This is a genomic window from Mycobacterium sp. Soil_C_30 (assembly GCF_057656995.1).
The window spans coordinates 19,830-34,379 of the sequence record NZ_JBDGJH010000013.1; the positions used below are offsets into that span (position 1 = coordinate 19,830).

Annotated in this window: 14 protein-coding genes and 1 pseudogene; 9 read left to right on the forward strand and 6 right to left on the reverse strand. The window is 64.2% G+C overall.

Annotation, left to right across the window (positions count from 1 at the left end):
- Positions 1 to 6: 6 nt before the first annotated feature.
- The 7 genes from AC3A6P_RS22435 to AC3A6P_RS22465 all read left to right on the forward strand — a co-directional run bounded on the left by AC3A6P_RS22435 (position 7) and on the right by AC3A6P_RS22465 (position 7,608).
- Positions 7 to 1,110 (forward strand): ABC transporter ATP-binding protein, encoded by a 1,104-nt coding sequence (locus tag AC3A6P_RS22435; protein ID WP_487694006.1) that lies wholly within the window; start codon positions 7 to 9, stop codon positions 1,108 to 1,110.
- Complete coding sequence (locus AC3A6P_RS22440; protein ID WP_487694007.1) at positions 1,107 to 2,297, forward strand: ABC transporter substrate-binding protein; 1,191 nt, start codon at positions 1,107 to 1,109, stop codon at positions 2,295 to 2,297. The genes AC3A6P_RS22435 and AC3A6P_RS22440 overlap by 4 nt, the downstream gene beginning before the upstream one ends.
- Positions 2,297 to 3,142 carry an ABC transporter permease gene (locus AC3A6P_RS22445; RefSeq protein ID WP_487694009.1) on the forward strand — a complete coding sequence of 282 codons (846 nt, stop codon included), beginning with the start codon at positions 2,297 to 2,299 and terminating at the stop codon, positions 3,140 to 3,142. The genes AC3A6P_RS22440 and AC3A6P_RS22445 overlap by 1 nt, the downstream gene beginning before the upstream one ends.
- The gene (locus AC3A6P_RS22450) at positions 3,142 to 3,942 is read left to right on the forward strand and encodes an ABC transporter permease (protein WP_487694011.1); all 801 of its coding nucleotides are present in this window, start codon (positions 3,142 to 3,144) and stop codon (positions 3,940 to 3,942) included. Before AC3A6P_RS22445 ends, AC3A6P_RS22450 begins: the two co-directional genes overlap by 1 nt.
- 82 nt (positions 3,943 to 4,024) lie before the next feature.
- Entirely contained in the window at positions 4,025 to 4,717 is a 693-nt protein-coding gene (locus AC3A6P_RS22455; protein ID WP_487694012.1) for a TetR/AcrR family transcriptional regulator, read from the forward strand.
- On the forward strand, positions 4,710 to 5,648 hold the full coding sequence (locus tag AC3A6P_RS22460; RefSeq protein WP_487694013.1) for a R2-like ligand-binding oxidase: 939 nt from the start codon (positions 4,710 to 4,712) through the stop codon (positions 5,646 to 5,648). The genes AC3A6P_RS22455 and AC3A6P_RS22460 overlap by 8 nt, the downstream gene beginning before the upstream one ends.
- Positions 5,649 to 5,724: 76 nt before the next feature.
- Positions 5,725 to 7,608 carry a lipocalin family protein gene (locus AC3A6P_RS22465; RefSeq protein ID WP_487694015.1) on the forward strand — a complete coding sequence of 628 codons (1,884 nt, stop codon included), beginning with the start codon at positions 5,725 to 5,727 and terminating at the stop codon, positions 7,606 to 7,608.
- A 19-nt stretch (positions 7,609 to 7,627) separates the two neighbouring features.
- On the opposite strand, the gene AC3A6P_RS22470 is transcribed toward AC3A6P_RS22465, so the two are convergent.
- Together AC3A6P_RS22470 and AC3A6P_RS22475 are read right to left on the reverse strand one after the other, a co-directional pair.
- Positions 7,628 to 7,948, reverse strand: a complete 321-nt coding sequence (locus AC3A6P_RS22470) for a DMT family transporter (RefSeq protein WP_487694017.1) — start codon at positions 7,946 to 7,948, stop codon at positions 7,628 to 7,630.
- The gene (locus tag AC3A6P_RS22475; protein WP_487694018.1) at positions 7,945 to 8,676 is read right to left on the reverse strand and encodes a 3-oxoacyl-ACP reductase family protein; all 732 of its coding nucleotides are present in this window, start codon (positions 8,674 to 8,676) and stop codon (positions 7,945 to 7,947) included. The genes AC3A6P_RS22470 and AC3A6P_RS22475 overlap by 4 nt, the downstream gene beginning before the upstream one ends.
- 97 nt (positions 8,677 to 8,773) lie before the next feature.
- Between AC3A6P_RS22475 and AC3A6P_RS22480 the strand changes: the two genes are divergently transcribed.
- A complete protein-coding gene (locus tag AC3A6P_RS22480; RefSeq protein WP_487694019.1) occupies positions 8,774 to 9,382 on the forward strand; it encodes a TetR/AcrR family transcriptional regulator in 609 nt (202 codons plus the stop codon).
- Between the two features lie 58 nt (positions 9,383 to 9,440).
- Here the strand turns inward: AC3A6P_RS22480 and AC3A6P_RS22485 are convergent, their stop codons facing one another.
- Both AC3A6P_RS22485 and AC3A6P_RS22490 read right to left on the reverse strand, forming a co-directional pair.
- On the reverse strand, positions 9,441 to 9,821 hold the full coding sequence (locus AC3A6P_RS22485) for a hypothetical protein (RefSeq protein ID WP_487694020.1): 381 nt from the start codon (positions 9,819 to 9,821) through the stop codon (positions 9,441 to 9,443).
- A 224-nt stretch (positions 9,822 to 10,045) separates the two neighbouring features.
- A complete protein-coding gene (locus AC3A6P_RS22490) occupies positions 10,046 to 10,525 on the reverse strand; it encodes a TspO/MBR family protein (RefSeq protein WP_487694021.1) in 480 nt (159 codons plus the stop codon).
- Positions 10,526 to 10,649: 124 nt separating this feature from the next.
- Here AC3A6P_RS22490 and AC3A6P_RS22495 point away from each other — a divergent pair.
- Positions 10,650 to 10,937, forward strand: a pseudogene (locus AC3A6P_RS22495) (R2-like ligand-binding oxidase); the annotation flags it as partial.
- Between the two features lie 129 nt (positions 10,938 to 11,066).
- Here AC3A6P_RS22495 and AC3A6P_RS22500 read toward each other — a convergent pair.
- Both AC3A6P_RS22500 and AC3A6P_RS22505 read right to left on the reverse strand, forming a co-directional pair.
- Positions 11,067 to 12,371 (reverse strand): McrC family protein, encoded by a 1,305-nt coding sequence (locus AC3A6P_RS22500; RefSeq protein WP_487694022.1) that lies wholly within the window; start codon positions 12,369 to 12,371, stop codon positions 11,067 to 11,069.
- Positions 12,368 to 14,416: an AAA family ATPase gene (locus AC3A6P_RS22505; protein WP_487694024.1), complete on the reverse strand. Its 2,049-nt coding sequence runs from the start codon at positions 14,414 to 14,416 to the stop codon at positions 12,368 to 12,370. The genes AC3A6P_RS22500 and AC3A6P_RS22505 overlap by 4 nt, the downstream gene beginning before the upstream one ends.
- Between the last annotated feature and the right edge of the window lie 134 nt (positions 14,417 to 14,550).

The window sequence follows — 14,550 nt, forward strand, 5'->3', positions numbered from 1 at the left end:
GCCTCCATGCCATCCGGTACGGCCGTGTCACAGCAGGGTGCGGGGCCGAGCCATGCCCCGGCTGTCCCGCAGATCGAACTGATCGGCGTCCGCAAGGAGTTCGGGGACAAGGTGGTGGCCGTCGAGGGCGCCGATCTCGCCGTCGCCGACGGTGAGCTGTTCGCGATCCTGGGGCCGTCCGGCTCGGGCAAGACCACGCTGCTGCGGCTGATCGCGGGATTCGAACAGCCCACCGCAGGCACCGTCAAGCTGGGCGGCAGGGACGTCACCGCGCTCCCGCCCGCCCAGCGCGACACCAACACCGTGTTCCAGCAGTACGCGCTGTTCCCCCACATGACCGTCGCGCAGAACGTGGAATACGGTTTGCGCGTCCGCGGTGTCGCGAAGCCGGAACGTCGGCGTCGTGCCGGCGAGGCCCTCGAGATGGTGCAGTTGGCGGGGTTCGCGGCCCGTAAGCCGGCGGAACTGTCCGGCGGTCAACAGCAACGCGTCGCGCTGGCCCGCGCCCTCGTCGGACGGCCCCGGGTCCTGCTGCTGGACGAACCGCTGGGTGCGCTCGATCTCAAGCTGCGCGAACAGATGCAAGTCGAGCTCAAAGCGATTCAGCGCGAGGTCGGCATCACCTTCGTGATCGTGACGCATGACCAGGACGAGGCGCTGACGCTGTGCGACCGGCTGGTGGTATTGAACAACGGCCGGATCGAACAGATCGGGCCCGCCCGCGAGGTCTACGACAACCCCGCCAACCGGTTCGTGGCCGATTTCGTCGGTACCTCGAATGTTCTGGACGGCGCTGCGGCAGAAGCGGTCATCGGGAAGCGGGGGACGCACGCCATCCGCCCGGAACGCATCGCGGTGCTCAGTCCCGAGGCGCCGGTGCCCGCCGGGCAGCGCACCGTCACCGCCGAGGTGGCCGAGGTGGTCTATGCCGGGCCCATCACGCGGATCGCGGCCACGGTCACCGGCCTGTCCGAAGACGCCCGGCTCACCGCGACACTGCTGTCGGCGGAAGCGTCCACCGCCCTCACCCACGGCACCCCCGTCGTCTTGGCCTGGCCGGACACGGCGGTTCTGGATCTCACCTCGGACCCAACAAAGGAGTCGCCATGAGAATCACCTATCGCCGCCTGGGCGTTGCGCTGGCGGCGGGAGCGCTGCTGCTGGCCGGGTGTTCGAGTTCGAGCGACTCGGGCGGCACGTCGGAGGGTCCGCCGGAGATCGAGGCCGCCACCGAGGTGGGCGACGGGGAGGGCGAGCTGAACCTGATCGCCTGGCCCGGCTACGCCGAGGACGGCTCCAATGACCCGGCGGTGGACTGGGTGACACCGTTCGAGCAGCAGACCGGCTGCAACGTCAACATCAAGATCGGCAACACCTCCGACGAGATGGTGCAGCTGATGCGCAGCGGTCAGTACGACGGGGTCTCGGCGTCCGGGGATGCGACGCTGCGGCTGATCTACGCGGGCGACGTGGCGCCGGTGAACACCGACCTGACACCCAACTACGCCACCGTCGTCGATTTCCTCAAGGACAAACCGTGGAACTCGGTTGACGGCCAGATGTACGGCGTTCCACACGGGTGGGGCGCAAACCTGTTGATGTACAACGCCGATGCCGTGACACCTGCCCCGGATTCCTGGGGCGCGGTGTTCCCGGGGGCACCTGAGTTCAAGGGCAAGGTCACCGCCTACGATTCGCCCATCTACATCGCCGATGCCGCGCTGTTCCTGTCGAAGACCAAACCCGAGCTGGGGATCAATGACCCGTACTCGCTGACCAGCGAACAGCTCGAGGCCGCGGCCGATCTGCTCAAGCAGCAGAAGGAGAACATCGGCGAATACTGGTCGGACTACACCAAAGAGGTGCAGGCCTTCGAGTCCGGCAGCACCGTGATCGGCACCAGCTGGCAGGTGATCGCCAATACCATCGAGGCCGACGGCAAGGTCAAGATCGGCACCGTGCTGCCCAAGGAGGGCTCCACCGGTTGGTCGGACACGTGGATGCTGTCGGCGAAGGCCGCCCATCCCAACTGCATGTACAAGTGGATGGACTACATCATCTCGCCCGAGGCCAACGCCCAGGTGGCCGAATACTTCGGTGAGGCACCGGCACAGACCAAATCGTGTGACCTGACCGCCGACAAGCAGCACTGCGCCACCTACCACGCCACCGACGGTGACTACGCCGCCCAGATCCATTACTGGACAACGCCGCAGACCAAGTGTGTGGACGGCAGTGGTGACAACTGCACCAGTTACGACCAGTGGGTCACCAAGTGGCAGGAGATCAAGGGCTGATGCCCTCGGCGCTGTCGCCGCGCGTGCGGGAGAGGGCGGCGCTGGCGTTCCTGTTGATCCCGCCGCTGGCGTGGTTGGTCATCGCCTACCTGGGATCACTTGCGGTGCTGTTGGTTTCGGCATTCTGGGGAACCAACAGCTTCACCGGTGCGGTGGTGCGGACCTTCACCACGGACAATCTGATCCGGGTGCTCACCGACCCGGTGATCAGGGCGGTGGCGTTGCGAACACTGTTGGTGGCACTGGCCGTGACCGTGCTGTGTGCGGTCCTGGCGGTTCCGCTGGCGCTGTTCATGGCGAAATTCGCGTCACCGACCATGCGGATCGTGTTGGTGGTGGCCGTCACCACCCCGCTGTGGGCGAGCTACCTGGTCAAGGCGTACGCGTGGCGAATGTTGCTGTCACCGGAGGGGCCGTTGTCGTGGGCCACCGGATGGTCACCGGGTTACGGGTTGACCGCCACGGTGATCACCCTGACGTATCTGTGGTTGCCGTACATGGTGATTCCGGTGTTCGCGGCCTTTCAACGGGTCCCCGACTCGCTGGTGGACGCCAGTGCCGACCTGGGCGCCTCCGATCTGAGCACGCTGCGGTTGGTGGTGGCGCCGATGGTGTTTCCCGGTATCGCGGCCGGCTCCATCTTCACCTTCTCGCTGTCGCTCGGTGACTACATCGCGGTGACCATCGTCGGCGGCAAAACCCAGATGCTGGGCAATGTCATCTATGGCCAACTGGTCACGGCCAACAACCAGCCGATGGCGGCGGCGCTGTCGTTGATCCCGTTGCTGGCGATCGTGTTGTACCTGTTGGCCATGCGGCGCACCGGGGCTTCGGAGAACGTTTGATGCTGGGGTCGAGGCTACGCGGGTTCACCGGTGTGTGGACTGTTCTGGTTCTGGTATTCGTCTATGCGCCACTGGTGTTGGTGGTGATCAACGCCTTCAACGCCTCCAATACCTTCGCCTTCCCGCCGACGGGTTTCACGCTGCAGTGGTGGCGCGCCGCCTTGCGCAGCGAGGGCATGTGGGTGTCGCTGGGCAACTCGGTGGTGGTCGGGTTGGTGGCCACCGCCATTGCCCTGGTGCTGGGCACCATGGTGGCCTTCGCGGTGCAACGTTATGAGTTCTTCGGCAAGCAGACGGTGAATCTGCTTGTGGTGCTGCCCATCACGTTGCCCGGTATCGTCACCGGCATCGCCTTGAATGCCACGTTCACCTCGGCGCTGGGCATCACCCTGGGCATGGCGACCGTCATCGTCGGTCATGCCACGTTCTGCATCGTCATCGTGTTCAACAACACCCAGGCCCGGTTGCGGCGCCTCGGCACCAGTCTCGAGGACGCGTCGGCCGACCTCGGGGCGTCGTCCTGGCAGACCTTCCGGTTCGTGACGCTGCCGATGATGCGGGGTGCGCTGGTGGCCGGCGCCATCCTGGCGTTCGCGTTGAGTTTCGACGAGATCGTGGTGACCACCTTCACCGCCGGTCCGGCGGTGCAGACCTTGCCGATCTGGATCTTCGGGAACCTGTTCCGTCCCAACCAGGCTCCGGTGATCAACGTGGTGGCTGCGGTGCTGACGATCGTCGCCATCGTGCCGGTGTGGCTGGCCCAGCGCATCGGTGGTGACCCAGCGGGAACGCGGATCTAGCTTCGGCTCGCGTCTTGACTGTGCGCTGGATCACACTAATATGACCAGTGGTCATAGTGGACCGCGAGCGTGAGGAGCCGCCATGCCAACGGTGACATGGGCACGCCTCGACGGCGACCGCCGGGGTGCGGTGCTGGCCGCCGCCGAGGACGAGTTCGCCACGCACGGGTTCTCGGCCGGCAGTCTGAACGTGATCGCCCGCCGGGCGGGTGTGGCCAAGGGCAGTCTGTTCCAGTACTTCGCGGACAAGCGAGATCTGTACGCCTACGTCACTGACCAAGCCAGCCAACGTGTCCGGACCTACATGGAAGCGCAGATCGACCGTCTCGACGCCCGCCGCCCCTTCTTCGAGTTCCTGACCGACCTGCTCGACGCCTGGGTCGCCTACTTCGCCGACAACCCCCGCGAGCGCGCCCTGCACGCCGCGGCCAGCTTCGAAGTGGACACCGACGCCCGGGTCAGCGTGCGCGCGGTGGTCCATCGGCACTATCTCGAGGTGCTGCGCCCGCTGGTGCGTGATGCCCAGGCGCGGGGCGATCTGCGCGGCGACGCCGACACGGACATGCTGTTGTCGCTGCTGCTGATGATCCTGCCGCACCTGGCGCTCGCGCCGTACGTCCGTGGACTGGACCCGGTGCTCGGACTCGATGAGTTGTCGCCCGATCAGCCGGCACTGGCCGTGCGCCGTTTCGTCGCCGTCTTGTCGGCGGCTTTTGCACCCGTCCCTTCTCAGCCCACCACCGCAGTACCGACCGCAGGAGGTCATCATGTCTAGAACTCGCTCGGATTCCCTGGCCGCGGGAGGCCTCAACTGGGACAGCCTGCCGCTGAAGCTCTTTGCCGGCGGCAATGCCAAGTTCTGGAATCCGGCTGACATCGACTTCACCCGTGATCGCGAGGACTGGGAGTCACTGTCGAGTCTGGAGCGGCACTGGGCCACGCGGTTGTGCGCCCAGTTCATCGCCGGCGAGGAAGCCGTCACGCAGGACATCCAGCCGTTCATGGCGGCGATGCGGGCCGAAGGCCGGCTCGGTGACGAGATGTACCTGACGCAGTTCGCGTTCGAGGAGGCCAAGCACACCCAGGTGTTCCGGTTGTGGCTCGACGCCGTCGGAATGACCGACGATCTGCAGGGGTACCTCGACGACTTGCCCGCCTATCGGCAGATGTTCTACGACGAGTTACCAGCCTCGCTCGATGCGTTGACCACCGACCCGTCACCGGCCGCGCAGGTGCGGGCGTCGGTGACCTACAACCACGTCATCGAGGGCATGATGGCGCTGACGGGATACTATGCCTGGCAACGTATCTGCGTGGACCGCGGAATTCTTCCGGGCATGCAGGAACTGGTGCGGCGCATCGGTGACGACGAGCGCAGGCACATGGCCTGGGGAACGTTCACCTGCCGGCGTCACGTCGCCGCCGATGACGCCAACTGGTCGGTGTTCGAGGCCCGGATGAACGAGCTGATCCCGTTGGCGCTCAAGAACACCGAAGACGGGTGGGCGCTCTACGACGTGGTGCCGTTCGGCTTGCAGATGGAGGAGTTCCAGCAGTACGCCGCCGACAAGGGGATGCGGCGGTTCGGGACCATCAGCAGCGCGCGAGGGCGGCCGCTGGCCGAGATCGACGTCGACTCCTCGCCGTTGCAGTTGGAGGACAGCTTTGCCGACGAGGACCGGCGGGCTTTGGCCACGTCGGCCTGAATTCAATGAAGTGACGTTGTGCTGACGTCTGCGCCAATATTCTCCAGGTCATCCCGGTGGGCGTTAGATTCCTGCCGTGACGTCGCGACGGTGGGCACTTTGGTTGGGTGCGTTGGGGGCAGGCGCCTGCATAGCACTGACTGCTGGATCCGGCCTCGCTCAGGCTGAGCCGGAGGGCGCCGCCAGTTCGACTTCGGTGTCAGCTTCCGACGACAGCGCGGCCGACCGCGCCTCCTCGCCGGCGACCGATCGATCCGACGCGACCAGCCGTGACAACGACAACAACGACAACGACAACAACGACAACGATGACGCCGCCGACCATGTGTCCACGCCGTCGCGCACCGACGACAGCGCGAAGGTCACGCTCCAACGGCGCCACAGCGCCGACGGCGAGCCCACTCGCAAAGACGGCCGCCGCACCATCGTCATCGATGACACCGGCGCCGAGCCAGGCGTCGAACGGAAGTCGGTGAGCTACGCGCGTACCGAACGGGCAGCGCCGCATCGGTTGCGCACACCGGTGCAGTCGACGCCGCCGGTGGCTCCGACGGTGACTGCGCCGACCCCTTCGCCCACCGCACCGGGAGCACTGGCCGCATCCCCGGCGCCCGCACCCGTGACGGGCGTCCGCACCGGTCACTCGTCACTGACGATCCCATTGGGCAGCAACGGTTTCACCACCGCCGCCGACTGGTATTTCCCGACCCAGGCCGACGGCTCCGTGGCCGCAACCGGCGTCATCTGGTTGCAGCACAGCTTCCTGGGTGACAAATCGTGGTACTCGGCCTTGGCGAAATCGCTGTCGCAACAGACGAACAGCGTGGTTGTCGCGCCCAACGTACCGTCGTTTCCCTTCGGCTGCTCGGGTTGCTCGCTCAACGACTCCGACATGCAGCAAGCCGTGGCCACCATGTTCGACGGTAGCCAAGAGGCCTTGAACACCAGCGCCATCGCGGCCGGCTACCAGGGCACCCTGCCGGAGCAGTTCATTCTCGCCGGCCATTCCGCCGGCGGAGGGTTCGCTGCCGCGGTGGGTGGCTTCTACGCCACCAATCCCAACCAGCGCCGGCTGCGGGGCGTGGTGATGTTCGACGGCGTATCCCGCGACTTGGACAGCGCGCTGGACGGCCTCGGCGACATCCCCGTGTACCAGATCGCCGCGCCGCCGCAGGCCTGGAATGCCTTCGGCGCCACCACCGATGCTCTGGTGGCTGCCCGCCCGGGTCAGTTCGTCGGTGTCACCCTGGTCAACGGGTCACATGCCGACGCTCTGATCGGGGGCAACCTGATCGTCGACTTCTTCGCGCAGTTGTTCACGCGATTCTCCCCGCCCGGCAACACCGCAGCGGTCTACACGCTGGCCAACGGCTGGATCTCCGACCTCTACCAGGGTCTGGGCCCAACCGATGGCACCGGCATCTACGGTGCGCCGGATCAGTACCTCGTCCTCGGTGACGCCGCCGGCGTGGTGCTGGCTCCGGCGCCGATCGTCGACCTGAACCGCTACCTCGGCACCTGGTACGAGGTGGGCAGCGTCAAGCAGTTCTTCTCGCTGGGCCTGGTGAACACCAAAGCGGTGTACCGCCTCAACCCCGACGGCTCGGTACGGGTGGAGAACTCCGGGAACTACTTCGTCAACAACGGTCCGTCGTCCCGCATCGTCGGTGTGGCGCTGCCGGTCGACACGATGAACAACAAACTCAACGTGACGTTCTTCGGCCCCGCGTCCGACAGCCCACCGGGTAACTACTGGATCGTCGATCTGGACCCTGAATACCAGTGGGCCATCGTCAGCGACCCCACCGGATTCAGCGGTTTCCTGCTCAGTCGGAGCCCGGTTGTTTCCGACGAGCTCTATCAGGAGTTGTTGAACAGGGCTTCCGTGCAGGGGATCTGGGGATGGATCACCCGGACCCGGCAACCCGGGGCAGAGGCCCCGGCCGCGATCTCGGTGTGAAACCCGCTACTGAGCGAGTTCACCCTTCCACGAATCGAAGGCCGACGATGCCGGCCACGACGAGGCTCAGGAACATGATTCGACTCGTCGTGACGGCATCGCCGAAGGCGACCATGCCCGCGATGGCGACACCGACGGCTCCGATGCCCACCCACACCGCATAACCGGTGCCCGCGGGGAGGTTTCGCAGCGCGACGGCCAGCAGCCCGAAGCTCGTGACCGCGCCGCCGATGGCGATCACGCTGGGCCAGAGTTTGGTGAACCCGTCGGATTGCTTGAGCGCGACGGCCCATACTACTTCGAGCAGGCCCGCGATGATCAGGATGATCCAGGCCGTCATGCGTTGGTGCCGCCGTCCACCGTCAGGACGGACCCGGTGATGGTGCGGCCGCCGGGACCGGCCAGGAACGCCACCGTCGCGGCGACGTCGGCCGGCTGGGCGTAGCTGCCCAGGGCGCTGAGCGTGCGCTGATGGTCGGCGCTCGGGCCGTCGGCCGGATTCATGTCGGTGTCGGTGGAACCCGGTTGGACCAGGTTGACCGTGATGCCGCGGTCACCGACGTCGCGGGCCAGTCCGCGGGTGAACCCGATGAGCGCCGACTTGCTCATCGCGTACAGCGTGACGCCGGCGAACGGCACTCGCTCGGCGAGGTTGCTGCCGATGCTGATGATGCGGCCACCGGTCGGCATGTGTTGCAGCGCAGCCTGACTGGCGAGGTAGACGGCACGGGCATGGATGGCAAGGGTGCGGTCGACGTCCTCCAGTGAGGTCTCTTCGATGGGACCTGAAGGAAAGACGCCGGCGTTGTTCACCAGGATGTCGAGGCCGCCGAGCGTGGCCGCGGTCTGGTGCACGGCGTTCGTGATGTCTTGCGGGTCGGCGCTGTCCGCCTTGATGGCGATGCCCCGGGTCGCCAGCTTCTCGACCACGGCGTCGGCGCGTTCGGCTGAGTTGGCGTAGGTGAGTGCGACGTCGGCTCCCTGTTCGGCCAGTGCCTGGGCGACTGCGGCGCCGATGCCTCGACTGCCGCCGGTCACCAGGGCCACCTTGCCGGTCAGCTCGGTCATGTCCACCTCCATTTATGTATCGGTCACTACATATTTATGGCCGCGACTATCATCTGTCAATAGGTATTCGTGTCGTTCGTTACAGAAAGGGGTCGGCATGGCTGGACGTGGCCGGCCCCGGACTTTCGACCGAGACCAGGCGCTGCACCGCGCCATGGAGCAGTTCTGGCTGCACGGGTACGAAGGCACGTCGATGACCGACCTCACGTCGGCCATGCAGATCAACTCACCGAGCCTGTACGCGGCATTCGGCAGCAAGGAGCAGCTGTTCCGCGAGGCCGTCGCGCATTACAACAACACCGAGGGCGCGGCGGGGCTGGCAGCCTTGCGCGACGCGGTGACGGCTGCCGACGGCATCGCAGAGTTCTTGCGCCACAACGTGACTGCCTTCATCGAACCCGGCAAACCGCCTGGGTGCCTGATCGTGTTGTCGGCGACGACGGCCACCGACCGCACCCAGGACGTATACGCGCATCTGTCCGAGTGGCGGCTGGCCACCGAGCGCGATTTCGAGGAACGCATCCGACGCGGCATCGCCGAAGGCGATGTGCCCGCAGACGCCGACGCGCGCGCGATCGCAGCGTTCTACAACACCGTGAACCACGGGATGGCGCTACAGGCGCGCGACGGCGCGGACCGGGAGAAGTTGTCGGCGATCGCCGAGGGGGCGATCGCCGCGTGGTCTGCGGTGGTGGGGAGAACCTGAGCGCGATTTCGCTGCTTCCGTGAACTGCTCATGGATTCAACGCGATTCGCGTATCCGGCTACTCCAGTCCTTGTGGCGGCATGCGTAGACCATGGTAGTGCCGGTCGTGGCATGCCCTGCCGGTGAACGGAGGCGCGGCAATGGGGGAAGACGAGGTGCGAAGGGGGATCCCGAAAGAGGCATGGGCGGCGATCGGCGTGATCGGTGCCGCCGCGATCACCGGGCTGGTGACGATCATCGTCAACTCGGGTGATTCTGCACCGCCCGGTGGATCTACCGCGAAACCCACGCCAACCACCGCCGCACCCATCACGAACCCCGTGGCCGAGATGATAGGCAGCTGGCGAGGTGTCGCGGACACCGACGGTGGTGCATCTTTTGCCATCGAGCTTGTGATCGAGAGGGCGTGTCGCATCGGTGAACTGTGCTGATCGATCACGGTTCCCGACATTCCCTGCTACGGGCAGGTTTATCTCGAATCCACCGACGGTGGTGAAGTGGCTCTCCGTGTCGCGAACTTCGATGCCCGAAGTGATGTGGTCCGGTGTCAGGAAGGCGGCGGTGAAGTTTTCCGGCTACGCGATGACGGGAGAATGGACTACCGCACTACGTACGAGCCTGTTGCGTCGGGAGTCTTGAATCGGACGTAGCGGGTGGTCGGCCCTACCGGTTCAAGAACCAGATGTGCGTGGACAGGACGGTCGCGAAGGTGCACCACGCCGGATACAACGCCAGCGGAGCTGCCGTCGCGCCGCGCACCGCAACGGCGCGCCGGGTCAAGTCGGCGCTGCTGGCGGCTAGCGCGCCCGCGGCAATGGCTGACGTCCCGAGCATCCGCCGGTTAAAGAACAACCACGACCAACTGGCGTTCAGGACAAGGTTGGCGGCCAGTGCCCGGGTGTAGTCACGGCGTTCGCCGTGGCGGCCCTGCCGCTCCAGTTCATCGAGCGTGGCCGACGAGACCGCCGCGATGTCGGCGTACAACGCGGGCCACACGATCGGAAACGCCTGTCGCGGAGGTTGATACGACGGCTTCTTCAACGCGGCGAACCACGATGATTGCGCGGGCCGGCTGGCCAGCCCACCGATGACCGCAGTGGCCGTGACCGCCAGCGCCGACGGAACCAGTGTCTTCAGGTACATGGAGCTCCAATCGCCGATATTTAAGCAACTGAAATAATAGTACGCGGCGGTTGGGCGCATGCCGATAGCGGCTGGGGGTGTGGGTTCTGGGGGGCTCAGCCGACGGATCGAGCGGCTCACGTCCGCCGCGGACCACCCCAACTGGGCGGTGTTCGAAACGGATGAACGGGATCATCCCGCTGGCGTTGCAGAACACCGCAGACGGCTGGGAACTTACGGCGAGGTGCCGTTCGGCCTGCAGATGGACGAGTTCCAGCAATACGCCGCGGAGAAGGGGATGCGGCGCTTCGGCACCATCAGCAGCGCCCGCGGACGCCCGCTCGCCGAGATCGACGTCGACTCCTCGCCGCTGCAACTGGAAGGCAGCTTTGCCGATGACCACCGGCTGGCTATTGCGACATCGGCGCGCTGAACCGTCATGTTAGCCACATGTTCGCATCCGGCGCGTCAGTAGGTAATCGTGCCGCCAGTTCGCCTGCGCAAGGGCGAGTCCCGATACCAACTCCACCCAGATTCACAGTTGCGGCTTATTGGCCCAGGTTCAGTTGACGCTGTAGCTCGATGTTGCCAACGGAATAGGAAAGAGAGCTCTGATCTGCTCCACCGTGCTCTCCAAGGGTTTGAGGTCACGGACCTTGAGCCCACCGACAACGTCGGCCAGCGGAATGCCAATCGCGTGTACCCGGACCTTCCGGGGTCCATCCGCGGCGGGAACAGCTAGCTCTACGACCGTTGGTGCCGTCTGCCGCCGTGACGACGGGTAGACGAGATACGACGTCGGAACAGTGCTGAAGCCGTTGTAGCACTGTGCATAAAGGAGCAGTTGATACACATCGGAAGGGGAGATGTCCCCGTCGTCGTATCTCTTGTATTTTGCGTCGATGGCGATCGATCGACCGGGCTGCCTGACGACCAAGTCAGGCGCGATAGATCGTCTGTACTTGCCGTTGACCGTGATGAGCGACGAGTTGCGTTTTTGCGCCTGTACCTCGACGTCTGAGCCTTGGTACGCCAGTTTGATCAGCCACTCGACGAACCGCTCGAATAGAACGTTCATGTTGATCAGGAACGCACCGGTTTCGGGTGAGTCCGGAACGGAGTTATCGTCCAGGCGCGCATGCTTGAGCAGTGAACGACACCACGTATGCGCCATGCCGTAATGAGCGTTACGTCGTCCGTACAGAATCTTGATGCGAAGCAACTCATTTTCCGAGGGGAGCGTTGGTGCGACGTCGGAAAGGCGGCGCTCCAGATCGGCAGCTCGACGTCGCACGCCCGTGCTTGCGGTTGCCCGCCGCGCCGCCTTCACGCCAGCCAGCAGTAGGTGGTTCTCCGTCGTATCACGATCGAATTCATTGAATTCACAGGCAAACTCCGTGAACTTGCCGAAGAACACAGTTGCCTGCCGGTACGCATCGATCCTTCCTCGAAGGAACGGTAGGTCGTCGTGGTGATCGCGATAGTTGCGAATGAGCCCGCGCGCCAGCACCTTCTCGGTGTGCGCCACTACCAATCTGCACAGCAGTTCTGCCGCGTCCTCGTCGGGATTATCGGAAAGGCCGCGAAGGTACTGAGGCAAATCGGCCAGGGGGCTGCCCTCAACGACGGCGAGCATCGTCAAGACACCCAAGCTATTGCCAGCGAGTTTAGGCACCACCCGCACCCGGAGGTCTGGGGCGAGATGGATGCTGCCCACCCACGACGACGACCGAATCTGGACCCGTTGATTTGACAACCAGGTGACAGTCAAACGGTCGCCTAGATGAGTCGCCATCCGCTCTTGCTCTTCGATAGGGATGGTTGACGCGCAGCCGTATTCGGTCCTGTGCTCCGGAAGTTCGATCATTCGGGGACAGACTGCAGGTTGAGTCCATAGTGGTCAGCCAAGGCCGCTACGAGCTGTGTGTCGTCGTCGACGATCGAAGTGAGGCGGGAGGCGTCAGCGTCGATGATTGCGCTGCCGAGAAACTCTCGGAGTTGGCCATAGTCGTCGTAGGCAATCTCCTGCAGGAGCGGAATGATATCGCTGCGGACGATCTCGGCGAACATCTCCGCCGATTCGATTGATGCACCGCCGTCGAGGAAGTACGAGTGCCCAATCTGACGCTCTCGACCGGCAAGCTTCGTAATTTTCTTGTTGAGTTCGATCAGGAACTGATCGAGTGGCAAGTCGTCGATAACCTTGTCGGACAATAAGTCCGGGTCCGGCATCAACTCGATGAATCCGAACCGGCGCCGTAGTGCTGCGTCAAGCGAGCGAATACTCTGGTCGGCGGTGTTCATCGTTCCTAGGATGATGACGTTCGCGGGGATCGACAACGATTCGGCGCTGGTTGGCAACGTCACCGATTGTCCGCGACGGCCCTTCTCCACAACGGTCATCAGCTCCCCGAACACGCGTGGCACGTCGGCGCGGTTGATCTCGTCAACGATGAGGACACAAAGGCGGTCGGGGTGAGCGATGGCATCCTTGGCCACCCGCTTCATAATCCCGTCACGAAGCTCGAGCTTCAGTTCGGTCTCGCCGGCCTTCGGTCGAAAGCCCTCTATGAAGTCCTCGTAGGCATACGAGGCGTGAAACGTGACCTCGGTAAGGTGCGCTGGATTATTTGCGCCTGGTGAGGACTGCTGAAATAGCCATGCTGCAAATCCCCTCGCGGCGCGCGTTTTTCCCGTGCCCGGCGGGCCGTAAAAGATTATCTGCCCCTTGCGGTCTAGGGTCTTCTTCCACTTCGCATATCTTGGCTCGTCTTCAGGCGCGGTAGTCGTATCGGTGCGCTGGATCGGCCCGGGGGAGTCGGGATTGAGGAGTCCGTCGATCTGTGTGCTGGGTATCTTGGCGACAGTGGTTGTTGCCCAGAGTTTCACGGGATCAGCAAGGCCCCGCCCCGAGTCGGGGTCCCAGTCGACGTTGATGGTGTGCTTGTATTCGGACCGCTCGGGCCGATACTGATACTTGGCCGCGGTCACCGTTCCGACCCCGAGAATCTCGCGGGTACCGCGGTTTGCGATGATCTTGTCGCCTTCAACCATCTCTCTGAGCCGCCATAACTCTTTCGATTTGCGAGTTATCGCGGACTTGTGACCGTTGTACTCATCGGAGTACGTCGTTGCGAAGGCGCTACGGAAGTCGTCCTCTGTGTCGAATAGCGACAGATCTCCGATGTCATCCCACCCGACGCACATGTAGCTGCCGTCGCGGCACTCGTCCCACAGACGCCCTTGCTCGCCGGGAGAGACCTTCCAGTATTTCGTGGTGTGCCTTCCCGGAGGCGGAGACCAGGTGTAAAGGGTGCGGGCAAGCGTGAGGGAGTCGCGGCCCGCCAGATCCGGGTGGTCGGTCAGTAAGCGCAGGATGCGGCGGTTGATGTCAATCACATCGCCCGACGTCTCTAGGCTGAGCTTCTGCGCAAAATAGACTAGATGGTCGCGGCTGTATACCGGGAGAACCTCGTGGGGGAAATACAGGTAGAGGGACTTGAGGCGCACCACCCTGGCACCGCGGAGGATATCGATCTCGGACGTTGACGTCCAGTCTCCCTGTTGCGCGAGGTCGAACATTCTTCGGAAGCCGACTTTCAGTGCTTCCCAGGCCGATTCGACATTTCCGTATCCGCTGGGATAGGCCCATTCACCGGTGTTGCGTTTGAAGATGACGTGCTTGTGCGCGCTACCACCAGAGATGCTGCCGAGGTCAGGAGTGCCCCACTCGAGAAAATACGAATAGCTGTTTCGGTAGTCAGGCGAGTTCAGCGCATAGTCGTCCAGAGTGAGCTCGGACCATTTTTCAAGCGGAAAGCGATTCAGGAATGCCGAACGCTGCGCCTCGAGCATAGGACGTTGCGACTCATGGTGGGGAAGATACTCGGCGAGCGCGTCTTTGAGTTCCACTACGACTCCTTCGTCCTCCACCGCGAAACCAGGCATAGGCCAGCTTCGCCATAGTAGGAGTTGCGCGGTGACCGGGCCGCACGTGAGCGCCATCCGTGTCGCCCTGACACTGTTCGTTCGTTAGGTGGAGGTGC

Coding starts and splice junctions, on each gene's coding strand:
- AC3A6P_RS22435 (WP_487694006.1), top strand. CDS start 7: ATGCCATCCGGTACGGCCGTGTCACAGCAGGGTGCGGGGCCGAGCCAT.
- AC3A6P_RS22440 (WP_487694007.1), top strand. CDS start 1,107: ATGAGAATCACCTATCGCCGCCTGGGCGTTGCGCTGGCGGCGGGAGCG.
- AC3A6P_RS22445 (WP_487694009.1), top strand. CDS start 2,297: ATGCCCTCGGCGCTGTCGCCGCGCGTGCGGGAGAGGGCGGCGCTGGCG.
- AC3A6P_RS22450 (WP_487694011.1), top strand. CDS start 3,142: ATGCTGGGGTCGAGGCTACGCGGGTTCACCGGTGTGTGGACTGTTCTG.
- AC3A6P_RS22455 (WP_487694012.1), top strand. CDS start 4,025: ATGCCAACGGTGACATGGGCACGCCTCGACGGCGACCGCCGGGGTGCG.
- AC3A6P_RS22460 (WP_487694013.1), top strand. CDS start 4,710: ATGTCTAGAACTCGCTCGGATTCCCTGGCCGCGGGAGGCCTCAACTGG.
- AC3A6P_RS22470 (WP_487694017.1), bottom strand. CDS start 7,948: ATGACGGCCTGGATCATCCTGATCATCGCGGGCCTGCTCGAAGTAGTA.
- AC3A6P_RS22475 (WP_487694018.1), bottom strand. CDS start 8,676: ATGACCGAGCTGACCGGCAAGGTGGCCCTGGTGACCGGCGGCAGTCGA.
- AC3A6P_RS22480 (WP_487694019.1), top strand. CDS start 8,774: ATGGCTGGACGTGGCCGGCCCCGGACTTTCGACCGAGACCAGGCGCTG.
- AC3A6P_RS22490 (WP_487694021.1), bottom strand. CDS start 10,525: ATGTACCTGAAGACACTGGTTCCGTCGGCGCTGGCGGTCACGGCCACT.
- AC3A6P_RS22500 (WP_487694022.1), bottom strand. CDS start 12,371: ATGATCGAACTTCCGGAGCACAGGACCGAATACGGCTGCGCGTCAACC.